Genomic DNA, 19,684 nt, shown 5'->3' with positions numbered 1-19,684 from the left:
CCTACGCCGGTCCCTCCATGCCTGCCCGCAGCGGTGAAGTCGCCGACACGCTACGGCTGATGGCGTACCTGGCGTTCGCAGTGGTGCTGATCGTGCTCGACCATCGAGGGGGATGGGTCAATCGGACCCGTCAGCAGGCCAGCCTGCTGGTGCAGCCGCTGTGGACCGTGGCCGGCTGGCCGGGGCGCGTGGCGGGCAAGCTCTACGAAGACGCCGGCACGATGGCGCAACTCACCGAGGAAAACCGACGGCTGCGCACCGAGGCGCTGGTCAACCAGGCCCGCATGGCGCGGCTGCAGACCGTCGCGTCCGACAACGCCCGTCTGCGCGGCCTGCTGGACGCGGCCCAGCGCGGTCGCCTGGACGCGCAACTCGCCCCGATCCTGGACATCGATCTGGACCCGACCAGCCAGCGCCTGGTGCTCGACGCCGGCCGGCGCAATGGCGTGCTGGCCGGGCAGAGCGTGATCGACGCCGGTGGCCTGGTCGGCCAGGTCATCCAGGTGCAGCCCACCCATGCCACCGTGCTGCTGCTGACCGACCCCGCGCACGCCGTGCCAGTGGCGGTGGTGCGCAACGGCGTGCGCCTGGTCGCGTACGGACGCGGTCGCAGCGACAGCCTGGCACTGGAAAGCGTGCCGCTGTCCAGCGACGTCAAGGTCGGCGACGTGCTGGTGACCTCGGGCCTGGGCGGCCGCTTCCCGCCGGGCTTTCCGGTCGGAACGGTGACCGCGCTGCGGCCCGACGAGAGCCGCGCCTTCCTGGTCGGTGACGTGCGCCCGGCCGCGCAGTTCGATCGCGGCCGTGACGTGCTGTTGCTGCGCAGCGCGCCACAGACTCCCCCGGTGGCGGTTCCCGTGCCGGCGACGCACGCCGCGCCAGCCTCCGGGCAGGCGGCGACTTCGCCCGCGACCGGCAAGACCGCATCGAACACAACCGGCACTGCCGCGTCGACGCGGCGGCCCGCGGCGGCCCGGCGCTCGCGTGCCGACGAAGCGCCGCCTCCGGCCACGAATTCGTCCGAACCACGCACCACGCCACCGACCACGCCCCCCGCGGCGGAGCCAAGCCGATGAGCCGCCAACGCGCGAGCTGGGTGCTGCCAGCCAGCCTCCTGATGGCATTGCTGCTGGGCCTGGTGCCATTGCCGCCGACCCTGCAGGCGCTGCGCCCGTACTGGCTGGCGCTGGTGGTGGCGTACTGGGTCATCGAGGCGCCCGAACGCGCCGGACTCGGATTTGCCTTCTGCATCGGGCTGCTGGCCGACATCACGTTTGCCGGCGTGTTCGGCGAACAGGCCCTGCGGCTGGTGGTGATGGCCTTCATCCTGCAGCGCTTCCGGGCGCGCCTGCGCTTCTTCCCGCTGTCGCAGCAAGCGCTGGCGATCGGTGGCCTGCTGCTCAACGACCGCATCGTGACCGCGGCGATCCATGTCGCGATCGGCGTTCCGCAACTCGCCGCCGCCGCCTGGCTGGCGCCGGTGATCGGCATGCTGCTGTGGCCACTGGTGTTCCTGTTGCTGGACGCGTTGCGTCTGGGCAACTGGCGGAGGCGCTGACATGCGCTCGTGGTCCGGGCGCAGCCCGCGCGTGCTCAAGAACGCGGGCGCCGAAGCCGAGCAGTTCCGCTGGCGCTCGGCGATCGCCTTCGCCGGCGTGGTGCTGGCGCTGGTCGGTCTGTCGCTGTGGTACTTCGGGCTGCAGGTGCTGCAGCACGAGGACTATGCGACACGCTCGGAGGCCAACCGCATCAAGCTGCTGCCGGTCGTGCCCGGGCGCGGCCTGATCTACGACCGCAAAGGCCGGATCCTGGCCGACAACGTGCCGGCCTACCGGCTCGACGTGACCCCGCAGGAAGCCGGCGACCCGGCCAAGTGGCTGCCGCAGCTGGCGGGCCTGGTGGCGCTGTCGCCGGAGGACATCGCGCGTTTCCAGGAGACGCGCCGGGCCTCGCGTGCGTTCAAGCCGATCACCCTGAAGCTGCGCGTCACCGAAGAAGAAGCCGCGCGGTTTGCGGTCGATCGCTGGCGCTACCCCGGCGTCGAGCTGGTGTCCTACCTCAACCGCCGCTACCCGTACGGTGACCTGTTCACTCACGTGGTCGGTTACGTCGGGCGTGTCGACACCAAGGACCTGGTGACGCTGGGTGAAGGCAATTCCGCGCTGACCCACGTCGGCAAGACGGGACTGGAGCGCTACTACGAGCAGGCGCTGCGCGGGCGCATCGGCTACGAGAAGATCGAAACCAACGTCGAGGGCCGCTCGATGGGACAGGTGGGGCGCGTGCCGGCCGCGCCGGGCGCGGACTTGCGCCTCAGTCTCGACGCCGACCTGCAGCAGGCCATGGTGACCGCGTTTGGCGAGCTGGAGGGTTCGGCGGTTGCGCTGGACCCGCGCACCGGCGAGGTGCTGGCGATGGTCAGCCTGCCGTCGTACGACGGCAACCTGTTCGTCAACGGCATCTCCAGCGCCGACTACCGCGCGCTCAACGAGAATCCCTCACGGCCGCAGTTCAACCGCGTGGTGCTTGGCGGCGTGGCGCCCGGTTCGACGCTCAAGCCGTTGCTCGCGCTGGCCGGCATGGACAGCGGCAAGCGCCGGCCCGAAGACCGTGTGCTGTCGACCGGTGAATTCCGCCTGCCCGGGCACCGGCGCGGCTACCGGGACTCCCACGGCGGCGGCCACGGCTGGACCGACGCGCGCAAGTCCATCGCCGACTCGGTCAACACCTATTACTACAAGCTGTCGCTGGACATGGGCATCGACCTGCTCGATCGCTACCTGGCCACGTACGGCTTCGGCAAGCCGACCGGCATCGACCTGATGGGCGAGATCGGCGGCATCCTGCCGTCACCGGCGTGGAAGGCAGCCAACGCACGCACCCAGGGGCCGTGGTATCCGGGCGACACGGTGATCACCAGCATCGGCCAGGGATTCTGGCGCGTCACCCCGCTGCAGCTGGCGCAGGGCACCGCGGCGATCGCCGACGGCGGGCTGTTGCGCCGCCCGCACCTGGTGCGCGAGCGTCGCGAGGGATTTGGCACGCCCTGGGTGCCGACGGTGCAGCCGGCGCCACGTCACATCAGCGACAGCCCGGGCAACCTGACGGTGGTCCGCGAGGGCATGGTGATGACGGTGCACGGTCCCGGCGGCACCGCGCGCCAGATCGGCATGGGTATCCCGTACCACATCGCCGGCAAGACCGGCACCGCGCAGGTGGTCAGCCGGCGCGGCAACGTCAGCCTCAACCCGCGCCAGCTGCCGTTGCATCAGCGCCATCGCGCGCTGTTCGTCGGCTTTGCCCCGGCCGAGGCCCCGACCATCGCGCTGGCGGTGGTCGTCGAAGGCGGCGGCTACGGCGCCAGCACCGCCGCGCCGATCGCGCGCAAGGTGTTCGACGCCTGGCTGCTGGGCAAGATGCCCGAGCCGGTGCCGGGGGCGATCCGGCCCACTGCGGCACCGCCGGCCGCCGGCGCGGAAGCGACCGCGGCCACCGCCAGCGGCACCGGCACCGGCACCGGCACATCCGCGTCGCAGCCTCCGGCACCCGGCGCGACCACCACCCCGCCGCGCGCTCGCTCTGCCGCCACGGACGCCGAGCCCGCGCGATGAAGATCATCCTGCGCTGGCTGTTCGATCTGTTCCTGCGCTTCGTCCGCACCCTGGACCTGCCGCTGCTGGGTGCCTTGCTGGCTTTGATGGCGATCGGCCTGGCAGTGCTGTACAGCGCCGCCGACCACTCGCCGCGGCTGGTGATGGCGCAGGGCGCGCGCTTCGCTGTCGGACTGGCGGCGATGTGGGCGTTGTCGCGGTTGCCGCCGACCCAGCTGCGCAACTGGACGCCGCTGGTCTACGCCGCCTCGTTGCTGCCGCTGCTGCTGGTGCTGCTGATCGGTACCGGCAAGCACGGCCGGCACTGGATCGACCTGAAGGTGTTCTATTTCCAGCCCGCCGAGCTGCTCAAGCTGACGCTGCCGATGATGGTCGCCTGGTACCTCAACGGTCAGGCGTTGCCGCCGCGCTGGCGCACGGTGATGGTGGCGGCAGTGCTGATCGGCGTGCCGACGCTGCTGATCCTGCTGCAGCCCGATTTCGGCACGGCGATGCTGGTCGGCATCAGCGGCGCGTTCGCGCTGTACCTGTCGGGCCTGCCGTGGTGGTGGTTCGGCGCGGCGTTCAGCGCGGTCGCGGCGATCGCGCCGGTGGCCTGGTTCTGGCTGCTGCGCCCCTACCAGAAGCACCGCGTCCTGACCTTCCTGGATCCCGAGTCCGATCCGCTGGGGACCGGCTGGAACATCATCCAGTCGAAAATCGCGATCGGCGCGGGCGGCATGACCGGCAAGGGCTGGGGCGAGGGGTCGCAGTCGCACCTGAACTACCTGCCCGAACACACCACCGATTTCATTTTCGCCGTGCTCGGCGAGGAGTTCGGCTGGGTGGGCGTGGTCACCGTGCTGTCGCTGTATTTGTTCGTGGTGGGACGTTGCCTGTGGATCGCCGCGGAGGCCCGCGACGGCTATTCGCGGTTGATTGCCGGCTCGCTGGGGTTGGCGTTCTGCGTGTACGTGATCGTCAACGGCGGAATGATCGCCGGCCTGTTGCCGGTGGTTGGCGTGCCGATGCCGTTGCTGAGCTACGGCGGCACCTCGGCAGTGTCGCTGCTGGCGGGCCTGGGCGTGGTGATGGCGGTGCGCGCGCACCGGCCGGTGCACGGGCGGTAAGGGCGCGCGCGGGCGACGGCCGCCCGTCGGCCAGGTCAACCTCGCGCCGGCATCGTCCGAGGTTGTTGATCGCCCCGGCTACGGCGCCGGGCAACGTGGCCCGTCCGCGATGACCAACCTGACTGGACATTCACACTGGCCGCGCCCGCGGTTTGGACGCTTTGGCGTGCGTGATAACCTCGGCGCAATGAGCCGAAGCCACCTTGCCCGTCGCGCCTCGATCTGCGCGCTCTCGCTGGCGTTGGCGGCCTGCGCCACGCAGGCTCCTACGCCGCTTCCTTCCGTGCAGGCGCCCGCCGCCGCGGTGCCGGTCACTCCGGCACCGGGTACGCCGGCATTGCCCGAGCCGCACGTCCCGATGCCGATCGAGCAGGCGCGCCCGATCTTCATCCGCGACACCGCCGCCCGTTACGGCATCGATCCAGCCCACATCGCGTCGGTGCTGGCCCGTGCCGAGATTCGCGACAGCATCGTCGCCGCGATGTCGCGGCCGGCCGAGGCCAAGCCGTGGCGCGACTACCGGCCAATTTTCATCGCCCAGCCTCGCATCGACGGCGGCCGCGCCTTCCTGGCCCAGCACCGCGCCGCGCTGTCGCGCGTGGAGGCCCAGACCGGCGTGCCCGCCGAGATCATCGTGGCGATCATCGGGGTGGAAACCAGCTACGGCCGCAACACCGGCAGCTATCCGGTGATCGATGCGCTGTACACGCTGGCGTTCGCCTATCCGCGCAGCGGCGATCCGGCCAAGGCCGATCGCGAGAACCGCCGCGAGGCCTTCTTCCGGGGCGAGCTCGCGCAGCTGTTCGCGCTGGGCAAGGAAACCGGCATGGACATCACCACCCTCACCGGCAGTTACGCCGGTGCGATGGGCTGGGGCCAGTTCATGCCATCGAGCTACCGCGAATTCGCCGTGGACGGCAACGGCGACGGCCGCCGCGACCTGTTCAACAGCACCGACGACGTCTTCGCCTCGATTGCCAACTACTTCGTCAAGAAGGGCGGCTGGGTGCGGGGCGGTCCGGTCACCGTGCGCGCGCTGCGCGCCGCCGGCAGCAGCGACTTCGAGCCTGAAGCGCTGGACCCGGTGTACTCGTTGCCGGACCTTGCCGCACGCGGCTACCGACCGGCCACGCCGGTGCCCGGCGACGAGACCGCGGTACCGCTCAATCTCGATGGCGCCGCGGGCAGGGAGTACTGGCTGGGTTTCCGCAATTTCTACGCGATCACCCGCTACAACATCTCCAAGCACTACGCGATGGCCGTGTACCAGCTGTCGCAGGCGATTGCCGGGCGCGATGTCGCGCTTGACGGCGTCGCCGACGGACAGCCGGGCGCATGACCCGCTGGCTCGCCGTCGCGGTGACCCTGGGCCTCGCGGCCTGCGCCAGCAACCCCCACAAGTCGGCCTCGCAGCCGCAGCCGTTGTCCGGCGATGGTGACGTGCGCGGCGCGCCGCTTCCGGGCGAGCGCAAGGTCTCGCCGTACGCGCCCGCGCAGGAAGATCCGCGCAAGCGTGGGCATTACACGGCCGGTGGCCTGTACGCGCCGCACATCGCCGACAGCACGCCGACCGACATTCCCGATGTCGATCGCATCCCCGAGCCCGAAGTCACCAACGAACCGCGCTCGGCGGTGGGCAACCGACCCAGCTACTCGGTGCTCGGTCGCCGCTACAACGTGCTGGAAAACGCGCGCGGCTACGTCGAGCAGGGCAATGCCTCGTATTACGGCAACAAGTTTCACGGCCGTCGCACCTCCAACCTGGAGGTCTACGACATGTACGCGTTCACCGCCGCGCACAAGACGCTGCCGTTGCCGAGCTTTGCGCGCGTGACCAACCTCGACAACGGCACGTCGGTGGTGGTGCGCGTCAACGACCGCGGCCCGTTCCACGAAGGCCGGATCATCGATCTGAGCTACGCCGCGGCCATCAAGCTGGGCATCACCCAGCGCGGTACTGGCCGGGTCGAGGTTCGCGCGTTGTCGCCCGGCGACCAGGCGCCGGTGTTCGCCAGCGCGGCCAACAACCCACCGCAGCCGGTGCGCCAGGCGACACCGCCACCTGCGCCGGCCCCCACCGCGCTCGACAAACTCGTTGCGGCCATGCCCATCGCCAGTGCGCGGGCTGCCACGCCCGAGCCCAGGGCGGTCGTCGCATCGGCCACGGCGGCGTCCCCGGCGACACCATTGCTGCCGCCCGGCGTGCGCATCGCCACCGGCAGGCCCGCGCGCCTGGATGGGGATGCGGCAAGCCGCCCGGGCGTCGCATCGCAGGGGGCTGGCACTGTCGGCGCGTCCACCGGTGGCGCGACCACGGCAACGGCATCGACCTCGACGACCACCACGGCAACGGGGTCGACCGCTGGCGGCGCCACGCCCGACTGGCGTTTCGACATGCGCCAGGACGGCCGCACGATGACGGCCGACGAGTTCGAAGCGTGGATGAAGTCACGCCAGGTGCGCGTGGCGACCGGAAAGCCCGCCGCGGGCCAAGGCCCGGCAACTCCGGCCGCCGCCACCGCGCCGTCGGCCGCGCCCGCCGCCACCACGCCTGCAGTCGCCACGCCCGCTGACACCGTGCGCGCCCCGGCCGCCGGCGATGCCGTCACCCTGCAGGTCGCCAGCTTCTCCGCGCGTGGCAATGCCGATCGCGCATTGGCGATGCTGCACGGGGCCGGTATCGACGACGCACGCCTGCTCGATGGCCAGGCCAATGGCCAGAAGGTCTGGCGCCTGCGGGTCGGCCCGCTGGACGCCACCGCCGCACCCCAGACCGCCGCCCGCATTGTCGGATTGGGTTTCGGCCCGCCGCAGCGCGTGCGCGAGTAACCTTTCCCGAACCACCCGGCCGGCACGTCGCTGGCCTCCCGGAGCAGTAGAACGATGAGCACCAGCTTCACCCTGCGCGCCGCCCTGATCGCCGCCCTCGCCACGGTTTCCATCGGTTTCGCGGTCGCCCAGACGCCGACCCCGGCGCCGCAGCCGACCCCCGCCGCCGCGCGTCCGGCCAGCGACTCGCTGCCGGTGCCGCCGCCGCCGAGCGTGGTGGGCAAGGCATGGCTGGTCATGGATGCCGCCAGCGGCAACGTCCTGGCCGGCGAGAACTACGACGCCCAGCTCGAGCCGGCCAGCATCACCAAGGTGATGACCAGCTACGTGATCGCGGCCGAACTGGCCGGCGGCAAGATCAAGGAAACCGACCAGGTGATGATGTCGGAGAACGCCTGGCGCCAGGGCGGCGCGGGCACCGACGGCAGCTACTCGGGTTTCGAGGTCAACAAGACCGCGCCGCTGATCGAGATGGAGAAGGGCATGGTGGTGCAGTCCGGCAACGACGCCGCGATTGCCCTGGCCGAACACGTCGCCGGCAGCACCGATGCCTTCGCCGCGCTGATGAACCAGTACGCGCAGCGCATCGGCATGAAGAACAGCCATTTCGTGAACCCGCACGGCCTGCCGGCCGAGGGCCACACCTCCAGCGCGCACGATCTGGCCCTGCTCGGCCGGGCACTGATCCACGACTTCCCCAAGTCGTACTCGTACAACAAGCTCAAGGAATTCACGGTCGGTCCGATCACCCAGCCCAACCGCAACCTGCTGCTGTGGCGCGATTCGAGTGTCGATGGCATCAAGACCGGTCACACCTCGGCGGCCGGCTACTGCCTGATGGCATCGGCGCAGCGCGGTGAGCAGCGCCTGATCTCGGTGGTGATGGGGTCGACGTCCGAGGCGCAGCGCGCCAGCGACAACCTGGCCCTGCTGAACTGGGGCTTCCGGTTCTACGAAACCCACAAGCTCTACGACGCAGGCCGTCCGGTCGCGCAGCAGAAGGTCTGGAAGGGCGTCATCAACGAGGTGCAGCTGGGCGTCGCCGAGCCGCTGCTGGTGACCGTGCCGCGCGGCAAGTACGGCCAGCTCAAGCCGATGATGGACGTGCCCAAGGAGCTGGTCGCGCCGATCGCGAAGGGCCAGCCGATCGGTACCGTGCGCATCCTGCTGGACGGCAAGGTGATCGCGCAGCGCCCGCTGGTGGCTATCGCCGCGATCGAGCAGGCCGGCTTCTTCAAGCGCCTGTGGCACGAACTGCTGATGTGGTGGTACTCGGAGTAACCGCCACGGCGGTTGGCTCCCCAGCAATGACAAGGCCGGCGAAAGCCGGCCTTGTCGTGTCTGCCCGGCGGCTTCAGCCGCGTTCGACCGTTACTGGGTCGGGCCGTTCTCGTTGAGGTAGATGTGCGCCATGGTCACGCCGGGGCTGAGCGTGCACAGCAGGTTCATCTGGATCTGCACCCAGCCCGGTGGCAGTGAGACGACGTTGATGCTGATGACGCTGTTGGTGTTTGGCGCAATCAACGGGCTGGCCACCGACGTCGCCGCCAGGGCGCTCACGGCGCTGCCGCGGTAGACCGTGCAGCGCAACGTGCCCGCGGCCGCGCCGGTACGGAACCACGGCGAAACGAACGCGTTCAGGGCGGCGGTGTAGGCGACGTTCTGGTCGCGCAGGATCGGGCACAGCACGCTGCGGCTGGCCGTGGTGGTGTTGGTGATGCCATTGACGGTGAAGTTCAGTCCCGTGTGGGCCGCGCTGTACGGGCGGCATTCGAGCGTGCTGATGCCCTTGTTGTCGGCGGCCGAGGCGCTGAACGCCGCGCAGGCCAGCGCCAGGGCTGCCAGGAACTGCAGTTTGCGAATGCTGTTCATGAGTGTGATCCCAGAGTTGGGGGAAACAGGAAGGGGGGTGTTACCGGTTTCGGCATGGGGGCGCCTCCTTGGCTTGCCGGGGAATCAAAGGCCTCCGCCGCTGGCGTAGATCACCAGCGCGACGGTGCCGTCCTTGCGTGGCTGCCGGAAAATCCGGGTATTGGCGAGTCCGTCGGAGATTCCTTGCAGCAGCTGCACCTCCGTCGCATCGGCGATCTCGCCGTCGCGGGTGTGCACGTCGATGCGGCACAGGGTCGTGCGGCACTCCACGCGTTGGTCCAGCGGCGCCTCGATGCCGGCCGCCAGGAGGTGTTCGCCAAGGGCCGACCGCACCTGCGCTTCGTTGAAACGGGCCCACGATGCCGATACCGGTTCGGCGCGCAGGCGGGCGTCGAGCGCGCCGCGTTGCGCTTCCGGGGTGGGCGGATCCGGCGACTGACCCGGTGGCATCACGGCAGGCGGGGGGCGCCGCGTTTCCACGGGCAGGGGCTCGCGCGGCATCGGATCTGCGGAAGAGGGCGGGTGGAAATCGGCCGTCGTTGCGCCTGCGGCTGCCCGCGGTTCAGGTGGTGACGTTGAACGCAGCCAGTCCCGCGCCAGCGCCCCGGCAAGCAGGCCGACCAGCAACACCAGCACCAACGGACTCCGGGATGCACGTGAAACGTCCATGTTGACGCCCTCGGATAGCGGGTCAGCAGCCCTTCCGGAGAATCGACCAGTCCATGGGATCCCGGGTCTGCCATGGGTAGGTACGCAGCCACCGGGGCGGGGCGGACACGCCGGGAGCGCCGCCGCCGTCCATCCCGCTCCTGCGACGGCTTGGGTTCGGGCGGGGCCGGACCCATAATCGGCCGATGGAAATCAGATCCGACAACCCCGACCACGGCTTCCAGTTCCCCGGGACGTTCGAGCTCAGCGCGATGGGCGGCGCGGACGCCGGCCTCGAGCACGAGTTGCCGCAGCGCCTGATGGGCGTCGGCATCGAAGTGATCGAGGAAAGCATCCAGTGGAAGCACTCCTCCAGCGGCAAGTACGTGTCGGTGCGGCTGGCGTTCCGTGCCCTGAGCCGCGAGCAGTACGAGCTGGCCCATCAGGTGCTGCGTGATCATCCGGAAGTGAAGTGGACGCTGTGACCCAGGCCCCCGCCTGCGCCATCGAGGCGCCGGCAACGCCGCCCGGCGTGCCCACGACGCACCTGCGCGACCTTGGCCGGCAACCGTACGAGCCGGTCTGGCGCGCGATGCAGGCGTTCACCGATACGCGCGATGCCAATACCGCGGACGAGCTGTGGCTGGTCGAGCACGACCCGGTGTTCACCCTGGGCCAGGCTGGCAAGGACGAGCACGTGCTGTTGCCCGGGGATATCCCGGTCATCCACGTCGATCGCGGCGGCCAGGTGACCTACCACGGCCCCGGCCAGATCGTGCTGTACCCGCTGCTGGACCTGAGGCGGCTCAAGGTCGGCGTGAAGGAGTACGTCTGCCGCGTCGAGCAGGCCATGATCGACACCCTGGCCGACTGGAACATCGAGGCCGCCCGGCGCGACGGCGCCCCCGGCGTCTACGTGGCCGGGGCGAAGATCGGCGCGCTCGGCATCCGCGTCCGCCGCGGCTGCACCTTCCACGGGCTGGCATTCAACATCGCCATGGACCTGTCGCCGTTCCAGCGCATCAATCCCTGTGGTTACGCGGGGTTGCAGGTGACCTCGATGGTAGACTTGGGCGGCCCGTCGGGGCTGGATGCGGTCAAGCCGGCGCTGGTCGGGCACCTCGCCCGCCTGTTCGGGTTGACCGTCGAAGCCGCGCCGCCGCCGAAGTTGCCCGCGGTGGCCTGAGCCCGCCCCACGCCGTCGTGCCCGGTCGGGCGCACAAGGCCACGCGAGTGGCCGGCAGCGCGACCAGGACGCACCGTCTCCTATGCCGGCACGCCAGAACGGGCGCGCAGGATCACCCGAAGAGTTCCCCGGACACGCCATGACCGATTCCGCTTCCAGGACCATCCCGCTCGCGGTCGTGACGTCCGACGCGCCTGCGTCGCTGGCGCCGGGTGTGAAACAGCTGGCCGGCGACAAGATCAACCGCTCGCCGGTGCAGTTCGCCGACGCGCCGGTGCTGCGCAAGCCGTCGTGGATCCGCGTGCGGATCCCGTCGGGCAACTCGGTGCAGCTGCTCAAGGCCAAGCTGCGCGAGAACCGCCTGGTCACGGTGTGCGAGGAGGCCAGCTGCCCCAACATCCACGAGTGCTTCAGCCACGGCACCGCCACGTTCATGATTCTCGGCGAGGTCTGCACGCGTCGCTGCTCGTTCTGCGATGTCGCCCACGGTCGGCCGAAGCCGCCCGATGCGAGCGAACCGCTGACCCTGGCGCACACGGTCGCCGACATGGGCCTGAAGTACGTGGTGGTGACCAGCGTCGACCGCGACGACCTGCGCGACGGTGGTGCCCAGCACTTCACCGACTGCATCGCCGCCATCCGCGAGCACAGCCCCAAGACCCGCATCGAGATCCTCACCCCGGACTTCCGCGGCAAGGGGCGCATGGAGCGCGCGCTGGAGATCCTGGCAGCCAGCCCGCCGGACGTGTTCAACCACAACGTCGAAACGGTGCCGGACCTGTACCGCAACGTGCGTCCGGGCGCCGACTACCAGTGGTCGTTGACCCTTTTGCAGAAGTTCAAGGCCCAGCACCCCCAGGTGGCCACCAAGTCCGGGATCATGCTCGGCCTGGGCGAGACCATGGGGCAGGTGGAGCAGACCCTGCGCGACCTGCGCGCCCACGACGTCGACATGATCACCATCGGGCAGTACCTGCAGCCCAGCGCCCACCACCACCCGGTGATGCGCTACTGGACGCCGGACGAGTTCAAGCAGCTCGAGGTGTTCGGCATGGGGCTGGGCTTCACCCACGTCGCGTCCGGTCCGCTGGTCCGTTCGTCCTACCACGCCGACCGCTCGGCGATCGAAGCCGGCGTCGTCGAGGCCGGTTGAACGTCGCAGGCCAGTACGCATCGCGTCGCGCAACTCCCGTGGTTGCGCGCTTCGCGTGCCGCAGCGGCACCGCGCCGGATAACGCTGGCCATCTTGATCTCCCTGAACGTTTTGGCCGTGGCCTGAACCGCCAGCCGTTGGCGTGGGTGACAGACCCGGCAACTTTCGGCACTGTGGGGCTGTCGTAAAGCGTTCCATGCTGCAACCTCCCCCGTCGCCAAAGATCAGGCCGCACGCGGCCGAGAAGACATCGCAATGAAAGCCAAGACCACCCTGCTTGCGTTCCTGCTGACTGCGCCCCTGGCGCTGCTCGCGCGTGCCGATGTCGCCGGCAATGCCGTCCCCGGCGCGCCGACCGCCGACCAGGGCACGGCCGCGCAGATGGTCTACGGATGGTTGTCGGACAGTCGCTATGCCTATCGCCCGCGCGCGCTGGACGACGTGCTGTCGGCCGACATGTACACGCGTTACCTCGAATCGCTCGATGGCGGGAAGCAGTTCCTGACCGCGCAGGACGTCGCCCGTTTCGATCGCTACAAGACCAGCCTCGACGACGCGATCAAGCAAGGCGAACTCGAACCCGCGTTTGCGATCTTCGCCGTTTACAAGCAGCGCGTCGAAGAGCGCGTCGCGCATGCGCGCGCGCTGCTCAAGCAGGACATCTTCGACTTCGCCGGCAACGACGAATTCCAGTACGACCGCGAAGACGTGCCGTGGGCCGCCGACACCGCAGCGCTCGACGTGCTGTGGCGGCAGTCGGTGCGTAACGACTGGCTGCGCCTGAAGCTGGCCGGCAAGCAGCCCGAGGACATCCGCAAGACCCTCGACAAGCGTTACGCCAATCTCGCCAAGAGCATCGGCGAGCTCAAGGGCGAGGACGTGTTCCAGACCTTCGTCAACAGCTACGCCAACGCGATCGATCCGCACACCGATTACTTCACCCCGCGCTCGGCCGACAACTTCAACATGACGATGTCGCTCTCGCTCGAGGGCATCGGCGCGGTGCTTCAGAAGCAGGACGACGTGGTGGCGATCCGTGAGGTCGTGCCCGGTGGTCCGGCCAGCGTGTCGGGCAAGGTCAAGCCGGGCGACCGCGTGGTGGCGGTCGGGCAGGGCGAGCGCGGCGCGATGGAAGACGTGATCGGCTGGCGCATCGACGATGTGGTCGCCAAGATCCGCGGCGCCAAGGGCACCCAGGTGCGCCTGGATGTCATCGCCGCCGAGGCAGGCCTCGACAGCGTGCCCAGCCGCGTGGTGCTGACCCGCGATCGGATCCGCCTCGAGGATCAGGCGGCCAAGGCCAAGACCATCAACATCCCCGCCGCCGCCGGCATGCCGGCCAAGCGCATCGGCGTGATCGAACTGCCGGGCTTCTACCAGGACTTCGAGGCGCGCCGCCAGAACAAGGAGGACTACGCCTCCGCCACCCGCGATGTCGCCAAGCTGTTGACCCAGCTGCGTGCGGACAACGTCGATGGCGTGGTGCTTGACCTGCGCAACAACGGTGGCGGTTCGCTCAACGAGGCGATCGAGCTCACCGGCCTGTTCATCGACCGTGGCCCGGTGGTGCAGGTCCGCGAGACCGGTGGCCGGGTGATCGTCAACGAAGACGAAGACCGCGGCATCGCCTGGGAAGGCCCGCTCGCGGTGCTGATCAACCGGGGCTCGGCTTCGGCGTCGGAGATCTTCGCGGGCGCGATCCAGGACTACGGTCGCGGCCTGGTGATCGGCGAAACCACTTTCGGCAAGGGCACCGTGCAGAACCTGGTCGACCTGGACCGTTGGCCGGCCAACGAGACCGCGCGCTACGGCCAGATCAAGCTCACCATTGCGCAGTTCTTCCGCGTCAGTGGCGGCTCCACCCAGAACAAGGGCGTGGTGCCGGACCTGTCGTTCCCGGTCAGCGTCGATGCAAGCGAGTACGGCGAGAGCACGTACGACAACGCGCTGCCGTGGACCAAGATCGCCGCGGTGCCGCATACCCGCTACGGCAACTTCGCGCCGCTGCTGCCGCAGTTGGAAAAGCTGCACGAGTCGCGCATCGCCAGTGACCGCGAATTCCAGTGGTGGTCGCAGGACGTCGCGCAGTTCCGCGAGGAACGTGCGAAGAAGGCGATCTCGCTCAACGAGGGCGAGCGCCGCGCCGAGCGCGAGCGTGAGGACACCAAGCGCAAGACGCGCCAGGAAGAACGCAAGGCACTGGGCCTGGCGCTCGACCCGTTGGCCGATGACGGTGCCGACGACGGCCTGGCGGCGACCGAGCGCGACATCGCTCGTGACGCCGAGCGCGAAAAGCTCGCCGAAGACCGTCCGGACCCGCTGCTGCGCGAGTCCGCGGCGATCCTCGCCGACGCGGTGCGCCTGCTCAACGACGACGGCGTGCTGTCGGCGCAGGTGTTGCCGACCGCGAATCAGCCGGGCCACTGGGCGGACTGACACCGTTTGCGCGCGGCTTCACGCGTCACGGCTGCACACGACAACGGACGCCCTCGGGCGTCCGTTTTCTGTTGCGCGCTCGCCAGCGGGGGCGGATGGGCCATCGCGGGACGCGCTGCGTCGGGTGCGTCCGTCGCCTGTGTCGTCGTGGTGTGCGCTCAACGCCGCCGCGTGGTGATGCGTGGCTGTCGCGTCGGCAACTCCAGCCCCAGCTTGACCACGTCGAACACCAGCCGCGTCTCGTAGCGGCGAATGACGCCGTCGTCGACGAACAGGCGTTCGGCAACCTCGCGGCAATGGGCGACGCCGCTGGTGGCCAGGATGACCAGGTAGTCCCAATCGCCGGCGAGCACGTAGCACTGCTGCACCTCTGGCGCGGCGCGCATGCGCGCATAGAACGCGGCGTGGCGCGCGGCCGACTCGCGCTCCATCGCCACCCACACCGTCGCCAGGGTCGTGCCCGCCAGCTGCGCGGCATCGAGCACGCCGACCTGGCGCAGCAGTCCGGTCTTGCGATAGCGCGTCAGCCGACGCTGCACGGCGCTGGCGGACAGTCCCACGGCCTCGCCCAGCGCGGTCAGGGTGGTGGAGGCATCGCGCTGCAACAACGCGAGCAGGCGGTGGTCGAAATCGTCCAGCGTGGCGGGTGTGCGAGGCATGCAAGATTTTTGCGTTTACGCGCACGAATAATCAATCGCCGCGCGGCAGGCCCCGCTACGCTTGATCCAGGCGGCTGCCATGGACGGCAGCGAATCCGGCGATCTCGTGCCGGTTCCGCACGTCGCACCGCCTCCTCCCCTCCGTCGCTTCCCCCTCCCGGCCGCCCACATGAGCACCGCTTCCCCGACCGTTTCGCGCGCCCTTCCCACCGGCCTCGCCGTGGCCTTCGCGCTGGCCACTGTCTATGTACTTTGGGGCTCCACCTACCTGGCCATCCGGTTCGCGTTGGAGAGCTATCCGCCGTTCCTGCTCGGTGCGATTCGCATGAGCCTGGCCGGCGCGTTGATGTTCGCCGTGCTGCGCTGGCGCGGCGCGCGTCCGCCCAGCGCCAAGCAGTGGCGCACGCTGGCAGTGCTGTCGATCTGGATGGTGCTGCTGTCCAATGGCCTGGTGAACCTGGCCGAGACCGAAGTCGGTTCCGGACTGGCTGCCATCGCGGTGGCATCGATGCCGCTGTTTGCCGGCGTGTTCGCGATGCTGCGTGGTCGTCACCCGTCGCGAATCGAATGGATCGGACTGGTGGTCGGCTTCCTCGGCGTGCTCTGGCTCAACGCCGGCAGCGAGCTGTCGTCGTCGACGCTGGGCCTGGTGTGCCTGGTGATCGCGCCGCTGGCCTGGGCCTGGGGTTCGATCTGGAGCCGCGACCAGGACCTGCCGGAGCCCTTCATGTCCGCCGCCGGGCAGATGCTTGCCGGCAGCGTCTGGATGCTGGTGACCGGCCTGCTGTTCGGCGAGCGCATCACGGCCGTGCCGACCTTCGAGGCCACTGCCGCGCTGCTGTATCTGGTCATTGCCGGTTCGATCTTCGGCTTCACCGCCTACATCTGGCTGTTGCACCACGTGCGTCCCGCGCTGGCGACCAGCTATGCCTACGTCAACCCGCCGATCGCGGTGCTGTTTGGCGCGTTGATCGGTGGTGAGCACTTCACCTTGCACGACCTGGGCGCCATGGCGGTGATCCTGGTTGGCGTGGGCATCATCACCTTGGCCAAGGCGCGTGCGGCCAAGCCGGTGGCGGCCGATCCGGGCGAACCGGCGGCCTGAGCGGCCGGCAACTCCTTCGGGGGCGCGAGGCCGTGGCGTGAGGCGAGGGGCGGGGTCGCATTGATCGCGCCCCGCGCTCCCACCGACCCGGCCCGGCTTCTCCGATGGCCTCCCTTTTCGTACGACCCAGCCGGAGCCGGCCATGCTGCAAATGCGACCGAACTGCGAATGCTGCGACACCGACCTGCCGCCCGATTCGAGCCAGGCGCGGATCTGTTCGTTCGAGTGCACGTTCTGTGCGACCTGCGCCGAGTCGGTTCTCGGCGGCCGGTGCCCCAACTGCGGGGGCGACTTCGCAGTGCGGCCTACCCGTTCGGCGCCGTTGCTGGCCAAGTACCCGGCTTCGACCGAACGTGTGCTCAAGCCGGAAGGCTGCGCACGGCCGATGGCGTGAGCCACCACGGCGGCGGAACGTGGAGATCACGCGTTCGCTGACCACACGCGGAGGATGGGCGGTAGGTGCCCACTTCGCGTTTCGGGACTGATTGCAGGAACCACAACGCCGCCCGGAAGGCGGCGTTGTGGTTTGCTCAGGACGATGCGGCGGCCGTGCCGCCGGTACCACCGGCAACTCGCCCGGCCATTACTCCGCGCGCAGTGCGGTGGTGATCGGCATGCGTGCCGCGCGCCAGGCCGGCAGGAGACCGCCGAGCAGTCCGATCGCCAGTGCGATCACCAACCCGCCCACCACCAGCGGCGGGGTGACCTTGAACGCGAACACCACCTGGGTGAAGTTCTGTCCCAGGGTCGACACCGACAGGTTGTTGAACAACAGGTACGCGATCAGGGCGCCGAGCGCGCCACCCACCACGGCCAGCACCATCGACTCGACCATCACCGAGGCCAGCACCGGCAGGCCGCCGAAGCCGATTGCGCGCAAGGTGGCAATCTCGCGAGCCCGGGCGGCGACCGCGGCGTACATCGTGTTGAGCGCCGCGAAGATCGCACCCAGCGCCATGATCAGGGTGACCACGCCGGCCAGCACGCCGATGGTGGCGCGGAACTGCTTGGTCTGGCCGCTGTAGTAGTCGAGCTCGCTCTGCACGTCCACGGTCAAGCGCGGGTCGGCTCCCAGGTGGTCCTTGAGTAGCTTCATGCCAGCCGGGCCATCCACCGCGGCGAGCACGGAGCTGTAGCCCTGTCGGCCGAACGTCGATTGCGCCACTTCCGAATCGGCCCACAGCTCGCTCTCGTAGGCGTCGCCGGACTCGAACACGCCCACGACCTTCCACTCCGAACCGCGCATGCGCAGGGTCTGGCCGATGGCGACGCCCTGGAACTGCCGCGTGACACCGCGGCCCACGACCAGCTCGCGCAGCCCCGGCTGGAACCGGCGGCCCTCGACGATCTTCATCTGCGGGCGCAACGCGAAGGCGACTGGCTCGACGCCGCGCAGCGTGATGTTGGCGCCGTGCGTGTCGCCGTGCCGCATCAGCTCGGTGATCACCATGATCTCGCCCGACGCCATCGGCCTGCCGTCGGCGCCGTCTCGGATGCCGGGTGCCTGGCGGATCAGGGTTGCGGCGTCGCGTTCGAGGCCGGAGTTGAGCTCGGTGCTGGAACCACCGCGCAACACCACCGCGGTGTCGGCGTGGCCGGTGGCCTTGAGCGTGGCATCGAAGCCGGCGGCCATGGCCAGCAGCGCGGTGAACACCGCGACCACGCCGGCCAGGCCGATCACGATCACCAGCGACTGGCCCCAGCGTTCCGGGATGCTCTTGAGGTTGATGCCGGTGATCGCGGCGATTTGACTCAGCATGTCGGCGTCTCTTCAGGCTTCAAGTAGGGGGGTGCGCGCCCGGTCGCGACCGGGCTGCGGTGTTCGCCGGCACGCGTGCCCGTTGCGGGCAGGCGTGCCGGCACGACGTCAGCGCCCGGCAAGGGCGTCGACGATCTTCAGGCGGCGTGCGCGCAGCGCCGGCAGCAGGCCGACGGCCAGGCTCATCAGTGCAATGACCAGCAGTCCCGCTCCCCAGACGCGCCCATCGACGCTGAGTGGGAACTGATCGCCCGCGGCGGACTGGACCAGCCAGCCCAGGCCGGTCGCGATGCTGAGCCCCAGCAGGCCGCCGATCAGGCACATCGCCACCGCCTCGGCGAGCACGAAGCCGAGCACGCTGCCGTCGGAGAAGCCCAGCGTCTTGAGCACCGCCAACTCCGGAATGCGCTCGCGCACCGCCTGGGTCATGGTGTTGCCGACCACCATCAGCAGCGTGAAGAACACCGCGAACAGGATCCAGCGAACCATCAGGCCGATGTCGCCCAGCTGCTTGGCGAAGCTGAGGTTGAAGTCCTTCTCGGTCTGGGTCTTGGTCTCGTCGGGCGAGTTCTCGAACATCGCGTCGACCGTGCGCGACACCGATTGCGCGGCGTTGCTGTCAGCCAACTGCAGCACGAAGAAATTGGTGCGGCCGTGCACGAACTGGTTGGCTTCGTCGAAGTAGTCGAAGTTGATGAAGACGCTGTTGGTCTGCTTCTGCCAGTCCTCGTCCTTGCCGTCGTAGATGCCGACCAGGTCGAACGCCCAGTTCTTGCTGCCGTCCTTCTGCGGGAAGATGTTGGACGCGATCGGGATCTTCTGGCCGACCTTCCAGCCGTACTTGTCGGCGAGCACGCGCCCGGCAACCATGCCGGTGCGCGTGGTGGCAAACGCCTTCCACTGCGCCTCGGGCATCACCCACTCGGGGTAGACGTCGTGCTGGCGCACCGGGTCGACAGCGAACACGAACAGCGGCGTGTTCTCCTGCCAGACGCCGCCGAACCACTGCATGTAGGCGACGCGCTTCACGCCCGGCACCGCCTCGATGCGCGGCAGCATGCTCATCGGCAGTGGCTGGGTGAACGACACGCGCGCCTGGGTCATGAGGCGGGTGGCGCCGATGAAGTCGGCGCCGGCGTTGAACATCAGGTTGATCGCCTGCAACAACCCGAACAGCACGAAGGCCGCAATCACCGACATCAACGTCAGCGTGGTGCGGGTCTTCTTGCGGAACAGGTTGGCGATGACGAATCCGGTCTTGGTCATGGCGTTGGTTTCCTGTGGCCGATGGCGGACGTTGCAGTGGCGCGCGCGGGC

18 protein-coding genes are annotated in these 19,684 nt (G+C 69.3%); 13 read left to right on the top strand and 5 right to left on the bottom strand.

Going from position 1 to position 19,684, the window contains the following annotated elements; translation table 11 throughout:
* The first annotated feature begins 17 nt into the window (after positions 1-17).
* From mreC to EER27_RS13015, 7 genes are all read left to right on the top strand, one after another.
* A complete protein-coding gene (gene mreC, locus EER27_RS13045) occupies positions 18-1,076 on the top strand; it encodes a rod shape-determining protein MreC (protein WP_425480845.1) in 1,059 nt (352 codons plus the stop codon).
* The gene (mreD, locus tag EER27_RS13040) at positions 1,073-1,558 is read left to right on the top strand and encodes a rod shape-determining protein MreD (protein ID WP_123088564.1); all 486 of its coding nucleotides are present in this window, start codon (positions 1,073-1,075) and stop codon (positions 1,556-1,558) included. The genes mreC and mreD overlap by 4 nt, the downstream gene beginning before the upstream one ends.
* 1 nt (position 1,559) lies before the next feature.
* Positions 1,560-3,611, top strand: a complete 2,052-nt coding sequence (gene mrdA / locus EER27_RS13035; RefSeq protein WP_123088563.1) for a penicillin-binding protein 2 — start codon at positions 1,560-1,562, stop codon at positions 3,609-3,611.
* Positions 3,608-4,720, top strand: a complete 1,113-nt coding sequence (rodA, locus tag EER27_RS13030) for a rod shape-determining protein RodA (RefSeq protein ID WP_123088562.1) — start codon at positions 3,608-3,610, stop codon at positions 4,718-4,720. The genes mrdA and rodA overlap by 4 nt, the downstream gene beginning before the upstream one ends.
* 187 nt (positions 4,721-4,907) lie before the next feature.
* The gene (mltB, locus tag EER27_RS13025) at positions 4,908-6,059 is read left to right on the top strand and encodes a lytic murein transglycosylase B (RefSeq protein ID WP_123088561.1); all 1,152 of its coding nucleotides are present in this window, start codon (positions 4,908-4,910) and stop codon (positions 6,057-6,059) included.
* Positions 6,056-7,549, top strand: coding sequence for a septal ring lytic transglycosylase RlpA family protein (locus EER27_RS13020; protein ID WP_123088560.1), 1,494 nt, complete (start codon positions 6,056-6,058; stop codon positions 7,547-7,549). Before mltB ends, EER27_RS13020 begins: the two co-directional genes overlap by 4 nt.
* Before the next feature lie 54 nt (positions 7,550-7,603).
* The gene (locus EER27_RS13015) at positions 7,604-8,830 is read left to right on the top strand and encodes a D-alanyl-D-alanine carboxypeptidase family protein (RefSeq protein WP_123088559.1); all 1,227 of its coding nucleotides are present in this window, start codon (positions 7,604-7,606) and stop codon (positions 8,828-8,830) included.
* A 90-nt stretch (positions 8,831-8,920) separates the two neighbouring features.
* On the opposite strand, the gene EER27_RS13010 is transcribed toward EER27_RS13015, so the two are convergent.
* Both EER27_RS13010 and EER27_RS13005 read right to left on the bottom strand, forming a co-directional pair.
* On the bottom strand, positions 8,921-9,421 hold the full coding sequence (locus EER27_RS13010; RefSeq protein WP_123088558.1) for a hypothetical protein: 501 nt from the start codon (positions 9,419-9,421) through the stop codon (positions 8,921-8,923).
* Positions 9,422-9,505: 84 nt separating this feature from the next.
* On the bottom strand, positions 9,506-10,057 hold the full coding sequence (locus EER27_RS13005; protein ID WP_148041028.1) for a hypothetical protein: 552 nt from the start codon (positions 10,055-10,057) through the stop codon (positions 9,506-9,508).
* 218 nt (positions 10,058-10,275) lie between these two features.
* Between EER27_RS13005 and EER27_RS13000 the strand changes: the two genes are divergently transcribed.
* From EER27_RS13000 to EER27_RS12985, 4 genes are all read left to right on the top strand, one after another.
* Complete coding sequence (locus tag EER27_RS13000; RefSeq protein ID WP_123088556.1) at positions 10,276-10,554, top strand: DUF493 family protein; 279 nt, start codon at positions 10,276-10,278, stop codon at positions 10,552-10,554.
* Positions 10,542-11,255 (top strand): lipoyl(octanoyl) transferase LipB, encoded by a 714-nt coding sequence (lipB, locus tag EER27_RS12995; RefSeq protein ID WP_123088555.1) that lies wholly within the window; start codon positions 10,542-10,544, stop codon positions 11,253-11,255. The genes EER27_RS13000 and lipB overlap by 13 nt, the downstream gene beginning before the upstream one ends.
* Before the next feature lie 139 nt (positions 11,256-11,394).
* Positions 11,395-12,408, top strand: a complete 1,014-nt coding sequence (gene lipA, locus EER27_RS12990) for a lipoyl synthase (RefSeq protein ID WP_123088554.1) — start codon at positions 11,395-11,397, stop codon at positions 12,406-12,408.
* 255 nt (positions 12,409-12,663) lie between these two features.
* Positions 12,664-14,844 (top strand): carboxy terminal-processing peptidase, encoded by a 2,181-nt coding sequence (locus tag EER27_RS12985; protein WP_123088553.1) that lies wholly within the window; start codon positions 12,664-12,666, stop codon positions 14,842-14,844.
* Positions 14,845-15,002: 158 nt separating this feature from the next.
* Here the strand turns inward: EER27_RS12985 and EER27_RS12980 are convergent, their stop codons facing one another.
* Complete coding sequence (locus EER27_RS12980) at positions 15,003-15,503, bottom strand: Lrp/AsnC family transcriptional regulator (protein ID WP_123088552.1); 501 nt, start codon at positions 15,501-15,503, stop codon at positions 15,003-15,005.
* 169 nt (positions 15,504-15,672) lie between these two features.
* On the opposite strand from EER27_RS12980, the gene yedA reads away from it, so the two are divergent.
* A complete protein-coding gene (yedA, locus tag EER27_RS12975; RefSeq protein ID WP_123088551.1) occupies positions 15,673-16,608 on the top strand; it encodes a drug/metabolite exporter YedA in 936 nt (311 codons plus the stop codon).
* 142 nt (positions 16,609-16,750) lie between these two features.
* Positions 16,751-17,002 carry a DUF1272 domain-containing protein gene (locus tag EER27_RS12970; RefSeq protein ID WP_123088550.1) on the top strand — a complete coding sequence of 84 codons (252 nt, stop codon included), beginning with the start codon at positions 16,751-16,753 and terminating at the stop codon, positions 17,000-17,002.
* A gap of 189 nt (positions 17,003-17,191) precedes the next feature.
* On the opposite strand, the gene EER27_RS12965 is transcribed toward EER27_RS12970, so the two are convergent.
* A complete protein-coding gene (locus tag EER27_RS12965; protein WP_123088549.1) occupies positions 17,192-18,367 on the bottom strand; it encodes an ABC transporter permease in 1,176 nt (391 codons plus the stop codon).
* A gap of 108 nt (positions 18,368-18,475) precedes the next feature.
* A complete protein-coding gene (locus tag EER27_RS12960) occupies positions 18,476-19,633 on the bottom strand; it encodes an ABC transporter permease (RefSeq protein ID WP_123088548.1) in 1,158 nt (385 codons plus the stop codon).
* Positions 19,634-19,684 lie beyond the last annotated feature (51 nt).

The sequence above is a fragment of the Montanilutibacter psychrotolerans genome, from assembly GCF_003719825.1.
Lineage (GTDB): Bacteria > Pseudomonadota > Gammaproteobacteria > Xanthomonadales > Xanthomonadaceae > Montanilutibacter > Montanilutibacter psychrotolerans.
Note: the sequence above shows the minus strand (reverse complement) of the source record. Positions and strands in the feature narration are given on the sequence as shown.

Excerpts from the sequence above, each read along its gene's own strand:
- yedA (WP_123088551.1), top strand. The coding sequence starts at position 15,673 with ATGAGCACCGCTTCCCCGACCGTTTCGCGCGCCCTTCCCACCGGCCTC.
- lipA (WP_123088554.1), top strand. The coding sequence starts at position 11,395 with ATGACCGATTCCGCTTCCAGGACCATCCCGCTCGCGGTCGTGACGTCC.
- mreC (WP_425480845.1), top strand. The coding sequence starts at position 18 with ATGCCTGCCCGCAGCGGTGAAGTCGCCGACACGCTACGGCTGATGGCG.
- EER27_RS12970 (WP_123088550.1), top strand. The coding sequence starts at position 16,751 with ATGCTGCAAATGCGACCGAACTGCGAATGCTGCGACACCGACCTGCCG.
- EER27_RS12960 (WP_123088548.1), bottom strand. The coding sequence starts at position 19,633 with ATGACCAAGACCGGATTCGTCATCGCCAACCTGTTCCGCAAGAAGACC.
- EER27_RS13000 (WP_123088556.1), top strand. The coding sequence starts at position 10,276 with ATGGAAATCAGATCCGACAACCCCGACCACGGCTTCCAGTTCCCCGGG.
- mltB (WP_123088561.1), top strand. The coding sequence starts at position 4,908 with ATGAGCCGAAGCCACCTTGCCCGTCGCGCCTCGATCTGCGCGCTCTCG.
- mrdA (WP_123088563.1), top strand. The coding sequence starts at position 1,560 with ATGCGCTCGTGGTCCGGGCGCAGCCCGCGCGTGCTCAAGAACGCGGGC.
- mreD (WP_123088564.1), top strand. The coding sequence starts at position 1,073 with ATGAGCCGCCAACGCGCGAGCTGGGTGCTGCCAGCCAGCCTCCTGATG.
- rodA (WP_123088562.1), top strand. The coding sequence starts at position 3,608 with ATGAAGATCATCCTGCGCTGGCTGTTCGATCTGTTCCTGCGCTTCGTC.
- EER27_RS12965 (WP_123088549.1), bottom strand. The coding sequence starts at position 18,367 with ATGCTGAGTCAAATCGCCGCGATCACCGGCATCAACCTCAAGAGCATC.
- EER27_RS13015 (WP_123088559.1), top strand. The coding sequence starts at position 7,604 with ATGAGCACCAGCTTCACCCTGCGCGCCGCCCTGATCGCCGCCCTCGCC.
- EER27_RS12980 (WP_123088552.1), bottom strand. The coding sequence starts at position 15,503 with ATGCCTCGCACACCCGCCACGCTGGACGATTTCGACCACCGCCTGCTC.
- EER27_RS12985 (WP_123088553.1), top strand. The coding sequence starts at position 12,664 with ATGAAAGCCAAGACCACCCTGCTTGCGTTCCTGCTGACTGCGCCCCTG.
- EER27_RS13020 (WP_123088560.1), top strand. The coding sequence starts at position 6,056 with ATGACCCGCTGGCTCGCCGTCGCGGTGACCCTGGGCCTCGCGGCCTGC.
- EER27_RS13010 (WP_123088558.1), bottom strand. The coding sequence starts at position 9,421 with ATGAACAGCATTCGCAAACTGCAGTTCCTGGCAGCCCTGGCGCTGGCC.